The 19,266-nt window shown below is 35.8% G+C and carries 17 protein-coding genes; 7 read left to right on the top strand and 10 right to left on the bottom strand.

Features of this window, described 5'->3' with window-relative positions; translation table 11 throughout:
- The first annotated feature begins 33 nt into the window (after positions 1–33).
- Positions 34–1,164: a PepSY-associated TM helix domain-containing protein gene (locus F3059_RS05785; protein ID WP_151167186.1), complete on the top strand. Its 1,131-nt coding sequence runs from the start codon at positions 34–36 to the stop codon at positions 1,162–1,164.
- A gap of 29 nt (positions 1,165–1,193) precedes the next feature.
- On the opposite strand, the gene F3059_RS05780 is transcribed toward F3059_RS05785, so the two are convergent.
- Complete coding sequence (locus tag F3059_RS05780) at positions 1,194–1,835, bottom strand: sugar transferase (RefSeq protein WP_151167185.1); 642 nt, start codon at positions 1,833–1,835, stop codon at positions 1,194–1,196.
- Positions 1,836–1,965: 130 nt separating this feature from the next.
- Positions 1,966–2,733 carry a WecB/TagA/CpsF family glycosyltransferase gene (locus F3059_RS05775; protein WP_151167184.1) on the bottom strand — a complete coding sequence of 256 codons (768 nt, stop codon included), beginning with the start codon at positions 2,731–2,733 and terminating at the stop codon, positions 1,966–1,968.
- Between the two features lie 438 nt (positions 2,734–3,171).
- Here F3059_RS05775 and F3059_RS05770 point away from each other — a divergent pair, with 438 nt between their 5' ends.
- On the top strand, positions 3,172–4,065 hold the full coding sequence (locus F3059_RS05770; protein ID WP_151167183.1) for a glycosyltransferase: 894 nt from the start codon (positions 3,172–3,174) through the stop codon (positions 4,063–4,065).
- On the opposite strand, the gene F3059_RS05765 is transcribed toward F3059_RS05770, so the two are convergent.
- From F3059_RS05765 to F3059_RS05745, 5 genes are read right to left on the bottom strand one after another with little or no spacing between them, the layout of a single operon-like run.
- Positions 4,045–5,226, bottom strand: coding sequence for a glycosyltransferase family 4 protein (locus tag F3059_RS05765; protein ID WP_151167182.1), 1,182 nt, complete (start codon positions 5,224–5,226; stop codon positions 4,045–4,047). The genes F3059_RS05770 and F3059_RS05765 overlap by 21 nt on opposite strands.
- Positions 5,204–6,472 (bottom strand): O-antigen ligase family protein, encoded by a 1,269-nt coding sequence (locus tag F3059_RS05760; protein ID WP_170265064.1) that lies wholly within the window; start codon positions 6,470–6,472, stop codon positions 5,204–5,206. Before F3059_RS05760 ends, F3059_RS05765 begins: the two co-directional genes overlap by 23 nt.
- Positions 6,462–7,739, bottom strand: a complete 1,278-nt coding sequence (locus F3059_RS05755) for an O-antigen polymerase (protein ID WP_151167180.1) — start codon at positions 7,737–7,739, stop codon at positions 6,462–6,464. Before F3059_RS05755 ends, F3059_RS05760 begins: the two co-directional genes overlap by 11 nt.
- The gene (locus F3059_RS05750) at positions 7,739–9,052 is read right to left on the bottom strand and encodes an MATE family efflux transporter (protein ID WP_151167179.1); all 1,314 of its coding nucleotides are present in this window, start codon (positions 9,050–9,052) and stop codon (positions 7,739–7,741) included. The genes F3059_RS05755 and F3059_RS05750 overlap by 1 nt, the downstream gene beginning before the upstream one ends.
- Positions 9,053–9,088: 36 nt before the next feature.
- A complete protein-coding gene (locus F3059_RS05745) occupies positions 9,089–10,081 on the bottom strand; it encodes a YveK family protein (protein WP_151167178.1) in 993 nt (330 codons plus the stop codon).
- 700 nt (positions 10,082–10,781) lie between these two features.
- Here F3059_RS05745 and F3059_RS05740 point away from each other — a divergent pair.
- The 3 genes from F3059_RS05740 to F3059_RS13660 all read left to right on the top strand — a co-directional run bounded on the left by F3059_RS05740 (position 10,782) and on the right by F3059_RS13660 (position 13,424).
- On the top strand, positions 10,782–12,545 hold the full coding sequence (locus F3059_RS05740) for a lysophospholipid acyltransferase family protein (protein WP_151167177.1): 1,764 nt from the start codon (positions 10,782–10,784) through the stop codon (positions 12,543–12,545).
- Between the two features lie 22 nt (positions 12,546–12,567).
- Entirely contained in the window at positions 12,568–13,161 is a 594-nt protein-coding gene (locus F3059_RS05735) for a DUF1684 domain-containing protein (protein WP_151167176.1), read from the top strand.
- Between the two features lie 92 nt (positions 13,162–13,253).
- Positions 13,254–13,424: a hypothetical protein gene (locus tag F3059_RS13660; RefSeq protein WP_170265062.1), complete on the top strand. Its 171-nt coding sequence runs from the start codon at positions 13,254–13,256 to the stop codon at positions 13,422–13,424.
- On the opposite strand, the gene F3059_RS05730 is transcribed toward F3059_RS13660, so the two are convergent.
- Both F3059_RS05730 and F3059_RS05725 read right to left on the bottom strand, forming a co-directional pair.
- The gene (locus tag F3059_RS05730) at positions 13,418–15,394 is read right to left on the bottom strand and encodes an alpha-ketoacid dehydrogenase subunit alpha/beta (RefSeq protein ID WP_151167175.1); all 1,977 of its coding nucleotides are present in this window, start codon (positions 15,392–15,394) and stop codon (positions 13,418–13,420) included. The two genes, F3059_RS13660 and F3059_RS05730, sit on opposite strands and share 7 nt — an antisense overlap.
- An 80-nt stretch (positions 15,395–15,474) precedes the next feature.
- Positions 15,475–16,866, bottom strand: coding sequence for a UDP-N-acetylmuramate--L-alanine ligase (locus F3059_RS05725; protein ID WP_151167174.1), 1,392 nt, complete (start codon positions 16,864–16,866; stop codon positions 15,475–15,477).
- 299 nt (positions 16,867–17,165) lie between these two features.
- Here F3059_RS05725 and F3059_RS05720 point away from each other — a divergent pair, with 299 nt between their 5' ends.
- On the top strand, positions 17,166–17,567 hold the full coding sequence (locus tag F3059_RS05720; RefSeq protein WP_151167173.1) for an acyl-CoA thioesterase: 402 nt from the start codon (positions 17,166–17,168) through the stop codon (positions 17,565–17,567).
- A complete protein-coding gene (locus tag F3059_RS05715; RefSeq protein WP_151167172.1) occupies positions 17,564–18,808 on the top strand; it encodes a permease in 1,245 nt (414 codons plus the stop codon). The genes F3059_RS05720 and F3059_RS05715 overlap by 4 nt, the downstream gene beginning before the upstream one ends.
- Before the next feature lie 114 nt (positions 18,809–18,922).
- On the opposite strand, the gene F3059_RS05710 is transcribed toward F3059_RS05715, so the two are convergent.
- The gene (locus tag F3059_RS05710) at positions 18,923–19,228 is read right to left on the bottom strand and encodes a DUF3817 domain-containing protein (RefSeq protein ID WP_151167171.1); all 306 of its coding nucleotides are present in this window, start codon (positions 19,226–19,228) and stop codon (positions 18,923–18,925) included.
- Positions 19,229–19,266 lie beyond the last annotated feature (38 nt).

Genomic DNA, 19,266 nt, shown 5'->3' with positions numbered 1-19,266 from the left:
TCCACTCCCGGCATTTTTTTGACTGATAATTAAATGGCGTTAAAGAAAAACATCACATTTCGTTCTGTAATAAGACAGCTGCACCTCTTTTTGGGTCTGATCACAGGAATTATTGTCTTCATTGTAGCAATAACAGGCTGCTTGTGGGTTTTCCAGGAGGAGATAAGAGAATTAACAAGAGAACCATTCAGCTATGAAGTTTCACATAACAATGCTATGGTGACTCCCACTAGAGCTAAAAAAATGGCACAAAGCGTTTTTCCGGATAAACGCATTCACGGAACTCTTTATTCAGGTCAGGAAAACCCTGTTGAAGTCATATTCTATCAGTCAGAACCGGAAGAGTTTTACCGCATGGTTTACCTCCACCCTCAAAGTGGCGAATTAATACGAAGCGAAAACTTACTCAACGGCTTTTTTCACTTCGTACTCGATGGGCATATGTACCTCTGGCTACCTGAATCAATCGGTCACGAGGTTGTAAGATGGGGAACTGCCATTTTTGCTATCATGCTTATTACCGGAATTGTATTGTGGTGGCCAAAAACTAAAAAACTTCAAAAAAGACACTTTTGGTTCAAATGGAATAAACGGACAAAGTGGAAAAAGAAGAACTACGATTATCACAACATATCAGGTTTTTACGCGAGTCTCCTGGGGCTCACAATTGCATTTACCGGCTGTGTAATGGCATTCGATCCATTTGAAAGCGTAGTTTACGATACAATTGGCGGAGAAAAGGAAACTAACTTTTCTATTCCGGCTAATGAGAGTGGCTCTTACAAAGAAAAAAATGTTCCTGCTATTGATCAATTACTTCCTAAGTTGAGAAAAACTTACAGTGATGCATTCAGCTTTGAATTTCACTATCCTCATACAGACTCAAGTTCAATTTATGTAGAAGTAACCAATCGTGAAGGAACTTTTTACAAAAACGATTATCGATTTTACGATCAGAACACGTTAGCCGAATTATCAACTCCCAGCATTTACGGAGATTATTCGGCCGCTAGTTTTTCAGACAAAGTAATCCGCATGAATTACGACATTCATGTTGGGTCTATAGCTGGTTTACCGGGCAAAATAATCATGTTTTGCATTAGCTTAATCTGCGCAGCTCTTCCAGTTACCGGATTTCTGATTTGGTTGAATAGGAAAAGGTAAAGTCCGCTCATTTAGATTTAGTGGAATCTTTAAATTCTATTTAAAATAAATGCCATTCTATCAGAACTAAACAAAGAAGATAATTTACGATTGATTTCCTGAAAAGACAAAGCGATAACCATAAAGTCCATATAAAGTGAGATATTAGAAACATAAAAATTATCAACTCTCACTCTATCCTTCATCTTTTGTACGTCAATAGAAGTATTCCCGTGAAGGCCTTTTGCCTGAGCTAATCCTGTAAAACCAGGTTTAACTTCTAGTCGTTTCCTATAATTGTCAATAATGGTTTCGTAATGTTTAGTATCTCTGTGCATATGAGGTCTGGGTCCTACCAAACTCATATCTCCCATTAAAATATTGATAAACTGAGGGAGTTCATCAATATGGCTTTTTCTCAAAAATGAACCTAAATTAGTTATTCTGGCATCATTCTTCTTAGCCTGAATTAAATGAGCCGTTTTGCTAGGAGTCATTGTCCTAAACTTAATTAAGTTAAATGGTTTACCTTTAACTCCATCCCTAGACTGAATAAAAAATATTCCGCCTCTGGACTCTAGAAGTATTAGTATCCCTAAAAGAGGAGTCAGCCATGAAAGGACAAAAGTAATTACTGATAATGATACAATAATATCGATCAACCGCTTGGTTAATAGTTCCAGTTTATTCATCACCTTGGGGGAGGTTAAATTAATAAATTAGCTTTTCATTTTCGATTCAAAGGTCAAACGTATTTCGTTTTAATAGGTTGCCTAATTTTTTTGAAAATCTACCCTATCATCATATATCAAAGATACAGACTTATCTAATGCTACGCCAAATTAAAAGTGTCAAAAACTTAAAATTTAACCATACATACCTGTAAAACAACCTGCTAGGCTCTTTAGAAAACCTATAAAGCCATTCCAGTGAAAGTTTCTGCATAAATACGGGTGCTCTTGCTATTTCTCCGGTGACCATTGAAAAAGCACCACCTACTCCAAACATTAAAGCTGAAATTTGTTCTACATGCTTACTCATCCATATTTCTTGCTTTGGACATCCTAACCCTACAAATAGGAGTTGCGTTCCACTTTCATTTATTTTTTGAATATAGTCTTTTTCTTCTTGGTTTGATAGTTTCCTGAATGGAGGACTAATAGCACAAGCGATTTTGAGAGAAGGGTATTTATCTTTAACCCAGTTTTTTAAATTGGATAATGTTTTCTCGGACCCTCCGTAAAGAGCTATTGACCAGTTATTTTTCTCTGACAATTCTAACAAAAGCGGCATAGTATCAGGGCCTGCAGTTCTACTTGCATTCTTATTACCCTTAAACTGTAAAATCTTTACCAGAGGCATACCATCAGTTAAGTTGAAAGTTGAATTCTTTAAAACTGTCTTAAAGTAAGTGCTTTTTTCAGCCTCCATCAACATATGTACATTACAAAATGTAATATACCCTCTCTCCTTACCTTTAACCAGTTCTTCAACTCTATTCAATAAAGCCTGCATAGGCATAGAATCAAGTCGTATACCAAATATTGAGTTATTAGCCTTACGACTATCAATAGGTGTATTATGCAGCATATTAGTTTTTTGCACTAAATAAAATATTTTATTGCTGTTTTGCTATTCTGAAGAACCCATAGAGATTAATTCGGTTCCAAAAATTCCCGTTAAGTTAGTTTACGTTAAAAAATGTTTCATGGCATGCTATTGAACTATATACATACAATTAGTCTTAACAAAATTACAAAAGATACTACATCTACAGTGAGCCCTTAACCTCTATTGTAGCTAACCTATTAATCATGATTTATGGTTTGATACTTAATCAATCTTAAAACTCTTAAAGTAAGTACAGCAAAAAAGTAACACCTCTTAATAAAACCATAGGCTACTGATTAATAAGGATTAATATCCTTTATCACTGGCATAAACGCATTTCCTGAACCTCAAGGAACTCTAACTCATTTTCATATAGCTTAGAAATAAATGATAGTTTCGCAGCCTAGAAAAAGATAAATGGACTCATTAGCACCAATAGTACTCTTCACCTATAACAGACCAGATCACACGCGCAAAACGATTGATGCTTTAAAGATGAATAAAATGGCAAAGGAAAGCCAATTGTATGTTTTTAGTGATGGGGCTAAAACTGATCGAGATATAAGTAATGTAAATAATTTAAGGAGTTACTTAAAACAGGTATCAGGTTTTAAATCTGTAAATATAATAGAGAGAGATGGCAATTACGGACTAAAAAAGTCTATTATTGAGGGGGTGACAGCTATTATCAGTAAGTATGGAAAAATAATAGTACTAGAAGACGATGTAGTTACGAGTCCAACATTTTTAACTTATATGAATTCTGCCCTAGATCACTTTGAAAACAACTCAAAAGTCTGGCATATAAGCGGATGGACTCCCGCTATTAACTCAAAAGGACTTCCTAACTTCTTTTTCTGGAGAATAATGAATTGCTCTGCTGGTTGGGGAACATGGAAGAGTCGATGGGATCATTATAGTAGTGACCTCAAAGAGACGATGTATACATTTAGTTATACCGAAAAAATGAGATTTAGCTTTTGGGGACTTGCTAATTTTTGGAGACAGTTGAGAGCAAATGAAAATGGCAAAATAAATACATGGGCTATATACTGGTATGCAGTTATTTATAAAAACAATGGCTTATGCTTAACCCCCAAACAATCTTTTGCGAAAAACATAGGCTTTGATGGTAGTGGAATGCATACTAATGCAGAAAATGCATATAAAACTGAAAGAGTACTAAATCAGGAATCAGATTTTGATTTTGAAAAAATTAAAGTGAATGAATCCAAAAGTGCTATCAATAAGGCATATTGGTTTTATTTCATGGAAGATTTGACAAAGCTTTTAAGAAGGATTTTCATTTGATAAAATAGCTTCATTATAATTATCGATTAATAGTTGATAGCTGTACTGTTTAGTATAAACTGTTTTAAGATAATGATATGCTTGATTTATAATTCTGTCTATTAATTCAGGATTAGAATATACCTGGTTAACACAACTATTAAAGCTTTCAATAGAATTTGAATCAAAAAGAAGTCCAGTCTCCTCGTGTTGAATCATACTTTTCATAGACCCAATATTTGTTGCAATAACAGGCGTTCTACATGAAAAAGCTTCAAGTGCTGTCAATGGTAAACCTCCTTCGTAGGATATTGAAGGCAAGATTAAAGCTTTTGCCCTATTTACGTAGGCCAAGGTTTCTTCTCTACTCTTCTTACCGATTATATTAATATTTCTACAGGAGTGAAGTTTGTTTTCTAAGGGACCTTCTCCTATTACTACTATTTCCTTATCAATAGATTCAGCTAACCTTTTCAATAAACGAGTTCCTTTGTTGATCTCCAACCTTCCAACATAAATCAAATATTCACTTTTAGTACTTTTTAGAGCCTCATTTTTTTTAAAAAGCTCTCCGTCATCTATAAAATTAGGTTTTACTGTTATCTTATCTTTTGGAAGTCCATGCTCAATAAACTTCTGCTTGGCAAAATGTGATAGGCAGAAAAATCCGTCAATCAAATTAAACCAGACATCTTTATTCTTTTCAAGCATTCTAGCCACTGCATAGGTTTGAAGATGTGAATTTCGATAGCATTTTTTTAAAACTGAATGATAAGCAGAACTTGAAACACATTCTTCACAGATATGCCCATCTCTAAACAATAATCCATTTGTACACATTAGTCTATAATTATGCAAGGTGAGAATAGTGGGGATTTTATTATTACTACACGCATAAAATACAGAAGGACTAATTAAAGGTAAGAAATTATGGACGTGACAAATATCTGGCTTATGTTTCTTTAATAAAAGATCAATTTGTTCATAAACCCTTTGAGAAAAAGAAGTACTAGTAATAAGTTTTAATTTTTCAATAGGTTGATACTCATCAATCTCATTGTTTGATTTAGTATATGTTATAACATCATGTCCATTTTGAATGAGCAAGTCTTTTTCAGCTTTAAAAACTTTGTCTTCCCCTCCTGAAAGCTTATAAAAATTATGAACTAATAAAATTTTCATTGTTTTTTTTACTTGACTTGAAAATATATAAAGAACTAAACAAAACAAAGAACACTACCCCGGATTGCCTAAGCATTGTAGACTCTGTAAAACTAAAAGAAGCAAAAAGAAAGATAACTAAAAAGCCCACATATTCTTTTTTCTTCAAGAAATACAACCCAAATAATATTAATATCAGAAAATATAACAAAAAAGCAAAAATACCATTACTAATCCAATATTGTAAATACATGTTATGTGCATTAAATTGATCTCTTTTACCAATATAAAAATCAAGTTTATGATATTTCTCAACCAGTGCATCTTGACCATCACCAGTACCAGCACCAAGTAACCAATTATCTTGTATAGTTTGCCAACTACTGTACCAAACTCCCAAGCGAATTTTAAGGGGGCCGGGATGTTCTTCAGTAAGATTTAAATTTGTTGAGAAATTTAAAATTTTAGATTGCATTCCGTAGAATGAAAAAGCTGACAATATAATAATAATACTAATTAGACCTATAAGATATTTTGATTTAGAAAAAGCATACTTCCCAAAATGAAAAAAAAGCAGAATAATAATCGCTAAAGGAAGTGCCAAAGAAAATAAAGCTGATTTTAATAAAATTATCATTAAAGAATAAAAAGAAAAAAGAAAAAAGAACAATACTTTAATTAAAATAGAATGTGAATGAAAATATTTCATAAAATGATGTAGCACTAAAATAAACGAAAAAGATAAATAAAGTGAAAAATAAATAGCATGCATTCCTAATGGTGCTGTCAAACGATGATGCATAAACTTATTATATAAATGATGCCCAGATCTATTTTCAATATAAATAGATCCAGTATTAAAATAATCAACTATAGCATATCCCAAAAAATAAAAAGCTAGAACTGTAGTAACTAATGTAAAGAAATAAAGAATCCTTTTTTGTTGCTTAGTATTCAATATTGAAAAAGAAGAAGCTATTACAGGTACAAAAATCAAAGAATAATGTCTTTCCAATATAGCATAGCCGGTTACTTTATTTTCAGTATACAGTAAACCAACCAATAACACTAAAAACAGGATATAGAATAGATTTAAAGGAAAAATAAATACCTCTTTAAGAGTTGACTTATTAATATTGAATAGACTAATTAAACCACACACTATAAGGGCTATACTATTAAATTTTAAAGGCAAATAAAAGGAAAGCATCAAAAAGTAATACCCTCCCAGTACAAAATTACGGTTAAAAATATATTTAATGATCATAAAAATCATCGTTTTTTTCTGATATAAACCAAAAATAAATAGTAAAGCTCAATGCAATCCAGTAAATAGCATTTTTAAAAAATGGTATGGTAACTCCAATAGTAAAAACTGAAATTATGAAAATAAAAAAATAAACTGCTTTTGATCTAATTATATTCTTTAATCTACTAATCTGTGAATAAACTATTTTAAACAAAAAAACATACAGCATAACCCCAAAAACACCGGCATTGAGAAAAGTGGATAATATAGCATTATGCCCATCAGGAGTTAAATCACTGTCAGGGTTAACCTGTAATGGATAAAATAGTTCAGGAGTTGAATATTTTTCAAATAAGATAGGCTCAGCTCCGATTCCTGCTCCAAATATCCATTCAAAAAATGAAAAATCTTTTACAGCTTGTAAATAAACATTCCATATGGCTCCTCTCCCTGTCAAGAGTTCAGGATCAAATATTTCTTTTTCTCCTTTTATTTTAACTACATATAGAAAAGTTAATAGACTGAAAATTGCAAATAATAGCAACATCCCGTATAACCTTTTTTCGTACTTAAAAAAAACTTGAGCCCTATTGAAAAAGCTTAAAGGTCTTATGAATACATAATAATAGACAATTAATAAAATAATAGTCGCTGTTAATGCCTTATAGTAAGTGCCATAAGCAATAAATAAAATAATCAAAGACAAGACTAAAAAATACTTTTGAGATCTAACCAACTGTTTTACACCAATGAAAAATATAATTATCGATAGTTCTGAACCATGATACAAAAATCCATTTGGTCTAGGTTCTTTAACTCCATCTACAACAGAGTAGTTGATATAGCTAGCATTCCAAAAAGTGAGTGGCAAAATCTCTAAAAACTGGAGGCTACTAATAATCACTGGAATTAACATTAGAGCAAAAAAGCGCTTTTGATATTTCCATAAAACTACGTTAGATATTCTATCATTAAATAAAATATCTATTAGGGTAATAAAAACAAATGGTCCAAAAAAGAAATCCACAAAATCCTTTATGTGTAGTCCAGAAAGAGTGAATTGTATGATAAAATAAAAAAATGCTATATAAGCAATCCACTTTTTTGAATGATATTGGATTAAAAAAAGAGTCATTAATATAAAACTCAAGCCAAGAGTAATAAAGTGAACTTTTAGTGGAAAAGGGGGAATAACATTTCCTAAAATCATGAAAATAGGAGAAAGACTGAGAAGTTCAAGTAGCAATACAATCAGGGTTCTATGGTGCTTTTCCAAGAAATTCATTACATCAAAGTTTTAAGTGAAGTCCTGTATTGTAAAGGAAGTACAATAACTAATGGTAAAATGGAAACAATAGTTGCCAGGATTACACCAGCTGATTGAAAATAGGAAATTAAAAAGATTGATAAAGGTATGTTAGCAATACCTGCTAAGCTTAAAAGCTTAGTTTGTATACTCAGTAAATTAGCACTTTTTAGATAATACCCAAAAATATTAACCCATGCTGTCAATAGTGCTGAAACAGCCATTAAGATAGATAGTGAAATTGGTATATCCATTTCTTCACCGATCCAAAGGGAATAAGCATATGGAGAAACTATGATTAGAATAATGGCAAAAACTAATACCACAGTCCAGTTTTTCAATAACCTTTGAATACTGTATTTTACAGACTCATGGTCTTTTTTGTAGTAAGCTTCACTGAAAATTGCCCAATAAGGTACTAAGACTAGATTAAAGAGGACTGTAATAATATTAAAATACTTAAAACTGACATTGTATTTAGCTACTTCTACCCCATTGAGATAATTTAGAATAATGATACTATCGGTTGAATAAATCAATAATGTAAAAAACTGCATTATGAAAAAGGATGGAGTTAACTGCTTAAAAAGCTGACCTGTTTTTTGGAAGTAAAGTACTTCAAGTACCTCAGGTTTAACCTTGAATAAAAAGGTCTTGTAAGAAAAAATATTTAACCCTAACCAACTAACCAATGGACCCATGGTATAGGCTAAACAAACTAAAAGTAAGCTTACTTCAAGTTCACTCTGTTCCAAAATGAAAAGAAATAAAAGAACAACTACATTTTGAATGAGTAGAAAGAGATACGTTTTTTCAGCTTGATGTGTAGCTAGCAAGACATTATTCAGATAATGAAAAATAAAATAAAGAAAATAAAGGAATACACTAATCACTAAAGCAAACTTGGTATTTACAACATTATCAGATTGAAAAAGTGTATTAAAGGGAGTTGCAGAGATAATAATAACAAATACGATCGCTAATGAAAAATAAACGATAGTAAGAAGTTGATAAGCAGAAGATACATGCACCCTAATTGCGTTGTATTTCTTTTCTGAAAAATATGCGGTGATCCTATTTCTAAAACTATTACTAATACCTGATTCAATCACTGAAAACCAAGTAAGAAAAGCTAATATTGTTGCCCAAACTCCATAAACTTCTTTTCCGGCAAACTGAATAGTGTAACGCACCAAAAGAAAGGAAAGAAATACATTAATCCCTTTATAAATAAAAGATAATCTAAGGACACCTTTTAATTTTTGAAGGCCTTCATTTTCAACTTCAGCCATGAGATGTATCCTCTTTATTAATGTTAAATACTTATCTTACTTGGAAAGCACTCTAATTATACCCAAAAAACCAAATAGTACTGCACCTATAAAAGCTCTAAACAAACCTCCAAAGCCTGATTTTTGGCCAGTATCATTTAAGTGAGATACGATAAAATAACATTTCTCATAGAGAGGTATGCGTTCTTCTAATTCTGTTATTTTTTCAGAGTAACTACTTACCTGATTATAAACACTTAGCGGATTAATTAAATCGCTTTCTCCACTTTCCCCCATATTGATAGTCATCTCACTACCCTCTCTATGATTAGCTTTTTCAAGCATTACCTGATTGAGAATCTTTTTGAGACTATCTAAGTTTTGAATCTCATTTTCGTACAGATGTTTCTGCTGCTTAATGATTTGTAATTTATTCTTTCTTAAACGATTAAGCTCTGGCACTCTTTCAAAAAAGGTTATTAGTCCATCTTCAATCCCTTCAAAGACAAAAGGGTCAGTTGAATAAATACTCACTCTAAATTTATTAGTGAAAGTGTATTTATCATCCTCTAATAGATCTTCAATTATTATATTTTGCTTTAATGCAGAATCTAATCCACTGTAAACTTTATTCAAGCTACTCAACCGCTCAGTGATGTTAGCTGCCGAAAGCATCTCAATTGAGCTTATTTTTTTAGTCTCCTCGTCACTAGTCCCCAAAATAGTTGCAAGTCGATCATGGCTACCTGAACTAATTAAGGAATTTAAATAATCAACATCATTTGAAAGCTGTTCATTAGCATCTATATGTGTCCTCAAGATTATACTTGACTCATATTTTCTTGGTACAATTAATAACGTGGCTACGCCTACAATAGCTCCAATCACTCCCCAAGCCATTAGTTTTTTCCAAGATTTAAAAAGTTCACTAATAGCAGACTTGAGATTTGCAAGTAAGACTTTAATAGAGTTCCAAAACTTGATAAAAAGCTTTTCAAGATCATTTACAACTGATCCAATTTTTTCTTCTTCTGGTAAATTGCTTTTCATTTGTCAATAATAGTTGGGGGCTTATAAAACTTTATCAATTAGTCTACAAACGTAATTAATAGAAATTATTACACCTAACCTGTCTAATAAGTTTGAATGCTTACATTTAGTCACAAAGATCAACCGACTAACTAAAATCAGTTAATTTTTAAAAAAGTGTTATTATAAAACTGATCTAGATTTAATTACCTGAACAATGTAAAGTGCAACTATAGACAGTCGTTTGCAGATAATATCAAAAAGTTAACTAGGCTTTTGATTTGGTTGAATTAGGAAAAGGTAAAGTCGATTCATTTAGATTTAGTGGAATTCTATTCAAATACAGTAATAAACTTCTTATTGAAACAATCAATTCTAACTACTGAACTAGACACACCTATTTTACTTCTATGCTAAAGGAATAAAGCCACGCAACAATCTAAAAACCAATTCATTTTTGAAATTTTAATTAAAATATTTGCTATTAAATCATTTTTTTATCGCAACTTTGTAAAGTCTATAAGTTGTTAGATTTCCCCTATTTTTAACGACCCCTTTTAGACAGCCAGAGCGTTTATCGCTCTGGTTTTTTTGTTTCCATTTCAGCATAACACTTCTTAGTCGTTAACATTACATTTTCCTTTCCTTAACGATCCGCTCAAGTCTTCTTAACCTATAAGTCAATCATAGCCAGTAATTTCGGAAGAAATTTTCATTTTATATGATCAATCAACTGATTAATGAAAACGATCTCATACAAGCTGCGAGATTAGACAAGTTCAAGTTCAACAATCCACTTTCATCCTTTTTAATGAATCTGCTATCTATTGATAAGCTCAATGACTTTTACTCGAGAAATGCCAATAAAGATGCACTTTCTTTTATCGACTCGCTGTTTAAAGAGTTGAACATAGATTTTGTGATCGATGAAAAAGATCTTGATAAACTTCCAAAGGACGGAGCTTTTATCACTGTTTCAAATCACCCTTTTGGCGGAATTGAAGGATTATTCCTCATTAAACTACTCTTCGAGCACAGAAATGACGCAAAAATCACAGCGAACTTTCTGCTTCAACGAATAGAACCTATCCAGGAAGCTTTAATTCCGCTCAATCCTTTTGAAAATAAAAAAGAACTCAGCTCAAATTATTCGGGTTTGAGAAAAGCTCTCGAACATCTAAAAGCCGGTCATCCCCTCGGGACTTTTCCAGCCGGAGAGGTTTCCTGCTTCAAAACGCAAAGCAAAACGGTTACTGATCGCGAATGGCAGCCGGGAATACTAAAAATGATCCAGCACGCTCAGGTTCCGGTTGTGCCCATTTATTTCAATGGTCAGAACAGCTTGTCCTTTCAGATCCTATCATCTATACATCCCGGCCTTCGAACAGCAAAGCTCCCCTCTGAGCTTTTCAACAAAAAGAACAAAACCATCAGGGTTAGAATAGGATCACCAGTAAGTACAAAAGAACTCTCAGAATTCAATAAGCCTCTCAAAATGGGAAGATTCCTGAGGGCAAAGACCTATGCTCTTGGATCTCCGCTCGAGGTGAAAAAATTCTTTAAGCCAAACACCACTAGCCTGGAAATTGCAGAAGCGGTTCCAACCGCAAAACTCATCGAAGAAATTGAGATCCTGAAGCAGAACAAAAAACAAATCCACAGCCAAAACAACTTTGAAACGTTTATTGCATCGAGCAATGATATTCCCAATATCCTGACTGAAATCGGCAGATTGAGAGAAGTGACATTTCGTAGTATTGAAGAAGGCACAAACCGCAATCTCGATCTCGATGAATACGACCTCTACTACCAACATCTTTTTATTTGGGATAAAGACAAACACAGAATTGTGGGAGCTTACCGCTTGGGAAAAGGTCGTGATATTATGAATCAGTACGGCAAACGTGGTTTTTATACCAATAGCCTGTTCAGGTTCAAAAAGGACTTCAACAATATTTTGGAAAATACAATTGAGCTGGGTCGTTCTTTCATTGTTGAAGATTACCAAAAGGCTCGACTTCCATTGTTTATCCTTTGGAAAGGGATTTTGTATTTCCTTCTCAAAAATCCTGATTACCGCTACTTGTTGGGACCTGTTACAATCAGTAATCGCTACTCAAAGCTGTCCAGAGCTCTAATGGTAGGATTTATCAAAAATCACTTTTATAAAGATGAGCTGGCAAAGCATGTAAAACCGCGCAAACGGTTCCGACTAAAAGTCAAGAATGTTGAGCCAGATGTATTGCTCGAATACTCAAAAAACAACTTTTTACAACTCGATAAATTCATTCAGGACATTGAACCAAACCGACATACCATCCCGGTTTTACTCAAAAAGTACATGAAACAAAACGCACGTATTATTGGATTTAACATTGATCCAAAGTTTGAGAGTGCGCTTGACGGACTCATGATTTTAGATTTGAAAGACGTTCCCCAAAAAATGATTGACGACCTCAAAAAGGACTTTGAGATTTGTTCCTAGGACAATTTTTATATTCGCATGCATGATGCGAATAATACTGTTTGTCCCAATTTTATTTTTACTGAGTTGCGGAGGCCAAAAAAGTCAAAAGTACGAGAAGAAAGTCCTCGAGGAACGAAAAGAAAAGAACAAGCTCTTTTCAAGTGCTGATGGTCCGCTCGAAGAAAAAGATCGAGAGAATTTCGTCAGTCTCAATTACTTTCCTGTCGATACATTTTTTCGCATCAAAGCTGAGTACATCCCGATTGACACAGCAAAACCATTTGAAATGCCAACTTCAACAGATCGTACACCTCTTTACATCAGGAAAGGTTTTGCAAAATTCGAAGTAGAAGGCATGCGTCATCGATTGACAATTTTTGAAAACCTTGATAACCCTCAGGATTCGCTCTACTTCATTCCATTTAGCGATCTCACATCAGCGGTATCAACTTATGGAGGCGGTCGCTATTTGGATGTAAAGCCTCCAAAAACCGATCAGGATTCTGTATTATTGGACTTCAACAAAGCTTACAATCCCTATTGTGCTTACAATTACAACTACTCCTGTCCTATTCCTCCGCCTGAAAACAGCCTTGACTTTTCGGTCAGAGCCGGAGAAAAAAACTACAAGTAACTACCTGAACCGCAGTCTGATTAGGGCTCTGACCACAAAATAAGTTTTAGTTATAGTAAACCTATTTAAAATTAATACGTTATATTAGTGTTATGGACAAGAAAAAGAAAATACTAGATCGTATTAAAAGACTGGAACAACAAATCCTTTATCAAAAGGTGATTACGAATGATTATTACAATCAAAACGTAACGCGTCAAGAAACTTTAGCGAGTAGATTAAAACGTCTCGCTCAAATCAAACAAACGCTCAACATTCAATAATCCAAAAGCTCTTTCACTGCTTTTGCAAAGCGTTCATTTGGCAAAAATTCCTTTTCTAAATTCCCTGCAAATGGTACTGGAGAATCAATACTTGCTACACGTTTAACGGGGCCATCCAGGTATTCGAAACAGTGTTCGGTGATTTGAGCTGCGAGCTCAGCACCAAAGCCGCCAAAGAGTGTATCCTCATGCAGGATAATCACTTTTGATGTCTTTTGAACCGATTGATAAACTGTCTCTGAATCGAGCGGAACCAATGTTCGCAAGTCGATCAAATCGGCATTGATATTCGGGTTCTGATCGAGATAATCCATTGCCCAGTGGACACCCATACCGTAAGTTACAATTGTGATATCTTCACCTTCTCTAACGAGTGAAGCTTTTCCGAATGGCTTGTTGTAATAGCCTTCCGATACATTTCCGGTTTTGCTCCGGTAAAGTGCTTTATGCTCAAAAAACATTACAGGGCCTGGATCTTCAAAAGCAGTCAATAACAATCCTTTTGCATCTTCAGGAAAAGCCGGATAAGCGATTTTTAAACCCGGAATATGTGCAAACCACATTTCATTTGATTGAGAATGATAAGGTCCCGCTCCTACTCCGGCACCTGTTGGCATGCGAACAACGACATCGGCATTTTGTCCCCAGCGGTAATGAATCTTTGCCAGGTTATTGCAAATTTGAGTGATTCCCTCTGAGACAAAATCAGCAAACTGCATTTCTACCATCGCCTTTTGGCCTTTTACGCTGAGTCCGAGTCCGGCTCCCAAAATAGCTGACTCGCACAACGGAGTATTCCGAACTCTCTCTTTGCCAAATTCCTCAACAAAACCATCCGTTATTTTGAAAACACCTCCGTATTCAGCAATGTCCTGCCCCATCAAAACAAGGCCATCGTGTTTTTTCATTGCCTCACGCAAACCGTCAGAAACGGCATCCACAAAGCGCATTTCCTTTGACTTCTTACCAGGCTTAACTTCCTCAAAATCAAAAGGCGCATAAACATCATTCAGCTCATTTTCAATACTCGAAGAAACATCATCTTCTTCAACCGCGGTCTTCCACTCAGCATTAATAAGCTCTTTTATTTCCTTTCGTTTTTTCTCTTTTTCTTCTTCGGTCAGAACCCCGGATTCCACCAAAAATGATTCGTAATTGTCAATTGGGTCGTGTTTAGCCCACTCATCCTGCAGACCATCAGGGTAATATTTAGTTCCCGATGCTTCTTCGTGACCGCGCATTCTAAAAGTGATCATTTCGGTCAGAACCGGCTTGCCTGTTTCCCTCACGCGAGCGGCTACATTCCGCAATCCGCGAACAACATCCAGAATATTATTACCGTCAATCTGCTCAGTATCCATTCCATAACCAATTCCTTTATCGATAAATTGATCACAACGAAACTGTTCAGAACTGGGAGTCGATAATCCCCACTGATTGTTCTCGATCATGAAAATAACAGGGAGATCCCAAACGGCAGCAGTATTCACCGATTCGTGAAAATCACCTTCACTGGCTCCGCCATCACCTGTAACAACAAGAGTGGCTTTGTTTTCTTTTTGAAGTTTGGTAGCGAGTGCTATTCCATCAGCAATACCCATTTGTGGTCCCAGATGAGAAATCATACCAACGATATTGTGCTCCTTTGAACCAAAGTGAAATGAGCGATCACGTCCTTTTGTAAAGCCGTTCATTTTCCCCTGGAACTGACTAAACAATCGATTCAGCGGAACTCCTCTCGTAGTAAAAATTCCCAGATTTCGGTGCATTGGTAGCATGTACTCATCAGGGTTCATCACGTAAGCTGAACCGACAGAAACAGCCTCCTGTCCGTAACCTGAAAACCATTTTGAGATTTTTCCCTGGCGGAGAAGAATGAGCATCTTCTCTTCTATTAAACGAGGTAGTAGTAATTTATCGTAAATATCGAGTAGCTCCTCATTTGAGAAACCGGATGTATCGAATTTCATAACGTGATTTTTATAGCGCAACGAAGCGATCCAAAATTAGCGAATTGAGATGAGGAGGGTCAACATCAAACCGATTTACTTTATCCGTTTTTCGCTTTTGTTTCTACTCCTTTGTTGATAATCTCTCCGGCCAGTTTCTCAACATCTATTCCATCAAAGTTTCCGCTCGTCATGATTAGCAAATTGGCGTTTTCTAATGACAAACCACGCAGATAATTCTCGAGTTGCTCGCTATCGGTTCTGACCGATAAGTCTTCGCGATCAAATGCCTGGCGAACATCCTCTTTTTCGATTGGGTCGAGTTTTTTGTGTTCTATCGTTTTTGGGTTGTAGTACACGATTGCTCTATCTGCCGAGTTCATGGCACCTTTGTACTCTTTCAAAAACTCTTTTGTGAGACTACTGAACGTGTGAAGTTCCATAATTGCGATCAACTCCCGATCAGGGTACTGTGCTTTTACAGCAGCTGTTGTAGCCTTCAATTTAGATGGTGCGTGAGCAAAATCTTTGAAAATGCAGGCTGTGTCATTTTCTTCGAGTTTTTGTAATCGGTTAGCTGCTCCCGTAAACGACTGAATAGCTTTGTAAAACTGCTCATCAGTGATGTTGAGTTGATTGAGGATCAACCTGGCTCCATTAAGGTTTTGAAGGTTGTGATTTCCAAATACTTTTAATGGAACATCGCCTTCATCAGTCTTGAGGAAAGTTTGGTTATTGATGATTTTGTGAGAGGGTGTGCGGTATGGAATTTTATTGACTTTTTTAGCTGCTTTTTCCTCCGTAATACGCTTGAGTTCACGGTCGATTTCACAATAGATTAGCGTTGAATTGTCTTTCATGTCTTCTACAAATGACTCAAATTGCTCAACGTAATCTTCGTAGGTTTTAAAAACATTTATGTGATCCCAGGCAATTCCGCTGATTAACGCTACGTGCGGTTTGTACCACAAAAACTTTGGCCGCCTGTCAATCGGTGAGGAAAGGTACTCATCGCCTTCCAAAATGATGACTGGTGCTTCATCAGTCAGCCTGACCATTGTATCAAAACCTTCGAGTTGTGCACCAACCATGTAATCCACATCGCGATTGTAATGATGCAAGACGTGCAGAACCATCGCAGTGATACTCGTTTTTCCGTGACTGCCGGCTATGACAACACGTACTTTTTCCCGGCTCTGATTGTAGATATACTCGGGATAAGAATAGATCGACAAACCGAGTTCCTGAGCTTTCTTCAGTTCAGGATTATCTGGGCGGGCGTGCATCCCCAAAATCACGACATCGAGATCTTTCGTGATCGAAGACGGGTTCCAGCCTTCTTTTTTGGGTAGGAGTCCGTGTTTTTTCAATCTGGAACGCGAGGGCTCAAAGATTTGATCATCACTCCCGGTAACTTCATATCCTTTCTCCTTGAGTGCAATAGCCATGTTATGCATGGCGCTTCCCCCAATCGCGATGAGATGTACTTTCATGTGTTCATATGATTATTTAATGCCACATGGAACTCGTTATATTTGATCTTTCTCCTGTGTGAAAAAGATTTCACATAACTCGTTTCATTTAAATGAATTTGATCGCAAATTATGAATTTGCCTCCATCTCCTGCTTAAATGCCCTTAGAGATTTGAACAGATTACTTTTGAAAGCTACCGAACATTTGTGTTTTGGTTGCGTTTTGCTGGCAATCGTGTGATAAACGTCACTTAAAAATTCTATTTAGATTAATTAAAAATAACAAGGAACTGTACATTTGCAACAGAAAACTGAAAGAATGGAATTCATAACTCAAAAGATATGCATGGGCAAGGACCTGGGGGTCCACGGAAACTTATTTGGTGGTAACATGCTCGCCTGGATTGATGAAGCTGCCGGAACATTAGCTTCAGAAATTTGTCGTTCCCCCAATATGGTGACGCTCAAAATAGATGAAGTAATTTTTCAAAAGGCTGTTAAAGTTGGCTTTTTGATCAAGATATACGGAGAAGTCGTGCGCATGGGAAATACCTCACTCACAATGAAAATTGAGGCGCGCAAGTACAACGTGATCTCTGAAGAGGAAACAATTGTGTGCAGTACAAAAATGACATTTGTCCGTATAGATGAATCGGGAGAGCCTGTACCAATTCCTATGATGGTTAAAGAAAAGTACGAGGAGAAATTGAATAAATCATGATTCTCGATTTTTTAAAATCGCTGGTTGTCGCTTTTTGGGATCTTTTTAGTGAAATGTCTCCTTACCTCGTTTTGGGTTTTTTGCTAGCGGGTATTCTGCACGTTTATTTCCCAAAAGACAAAGTCAACAAATACCTGGGTAAGCGCAATCTGAAATCTGTTATCAATGCTGCACTCGTTGGTGTACCGCTGCCACTTTGTTCATGTGGAGTGATTCCAACAGGCGTTTCATTTCACAAAAACGGAGCGAGTAAAGGAGCATCGGTTTCGTTCCTGATCTCCACTCCACAAACCGGTGTCGATTCTATTTTGGCTACGTATTCTTTGATGGGGCTTCCTTTTGCTGTGATCAGACCCATTGTGGCATTGATAACCGGCATTACAGGTGGTTTTTTTACGAATAAAGCGCTTCAGTCAGAACCGGAGCCGGCTCCGACCATTGAAACAGAAACCATCAATAAAGGCAACAAGTTTAAGAGAATGTTGCGCTACGCTTTTGTCGATTTTTTACAGGATATTGCCAAATGGCTCCTGATCGGGCTTGGGATTGCTGCACTCATCACTGTTGCCATCCCTGATTCTGTTTTTGAGAATTACCTCAGCAACCCGTACCTTAATATGTTTTTGGTATTGCTGGCATCTGTTCCGATGTATGTTTGTGCAACCGGCTCCATTCCTATTGCAACAGCACTTTTGATGAAAGGAATTTCACCGGGCGCTGCTTTTGTTTTCCTCATGGCCGGACCTGCAACCAACGCAGGAACCATGACAGTTATCGGTCAGAGCCTGGGCAAAAAAGCGCTCTTTACTTACATGGCGAGCATCATCTCCGGAGCTATTATTTTTGGTATCATCATCAATGAACTACTGCCGGCTGCATGGTTTGATGTAGAAATGATTACCAGCCACGCCCATCACATTATTCCGCACTGGTTACAAGTTGGATCCACAGTATTTTTAGGAGTAATGATGATTTACGTAATCCTCCTGCCTTACCTGCCGAAAAAGAAAACGCAAACAACTAAAAATAACAATATGGAATACAAGATAAAAGTTGACGGAATGTCGTGCAATCACTGCACCTCAAGTGTAGAGAAAAACGTTGGTCAGCTCGAAGGAATCAAATCAGTGAATGCTGATTTAGCATCTCACACTGTGACACTTGAAGCTGATCAATTCGATGAATCTACAATAGAAAAAACGATTCACGACCTCGGATACGAGTACAAAGGGAAAGCATAAAACAAAAAAACCTTGCAGAGAATTCAATCTCTGCAAGGTTATAACCCACACTTCATTTTATGAAATGAAGAATCAAATCACCTGACTATACTAACACTCCTTCTATTAGAAAGTTCATCGAGCCGGATTGAGTTTCTTAAAATATTTGCTGTCAACGTAAAATGTTCCAAACGGAATAAATGACGCGATAAACGACAACACAAGTGGCATTCCAAACCACTTGAATTTCACACCTACTCCAAAGAGGACAACGCAATACAGGATAAACAATACTCCGTGGGCCATCCCTACTACTTCAACCATCAACGGCTGATCAAACATGTACTTCAACGGCATTGCAATAAACAAAAGTAAAAGCAATGAAAGCCCTTCCAAAAGAGCTGAATAACGGAGTGTTTTTACTAAAAATGATTTACTCATAATCGAATATTTGTGCAAAAATACAGCTTCATAAAGCC

This window comes from Salibacter halophilus (assembly GCF_008806325.1).
GTDB lineage: Bacteria > Bacteroidota > Bacteroidia > Flavobacteriales_G > Salibacteraceae > Salibacter > Salibacter halophilus.
Note: the sequence above shows the minus strand (reverse complement) of the source record. Positions and strands in the feature narration are given on the sequence as shown.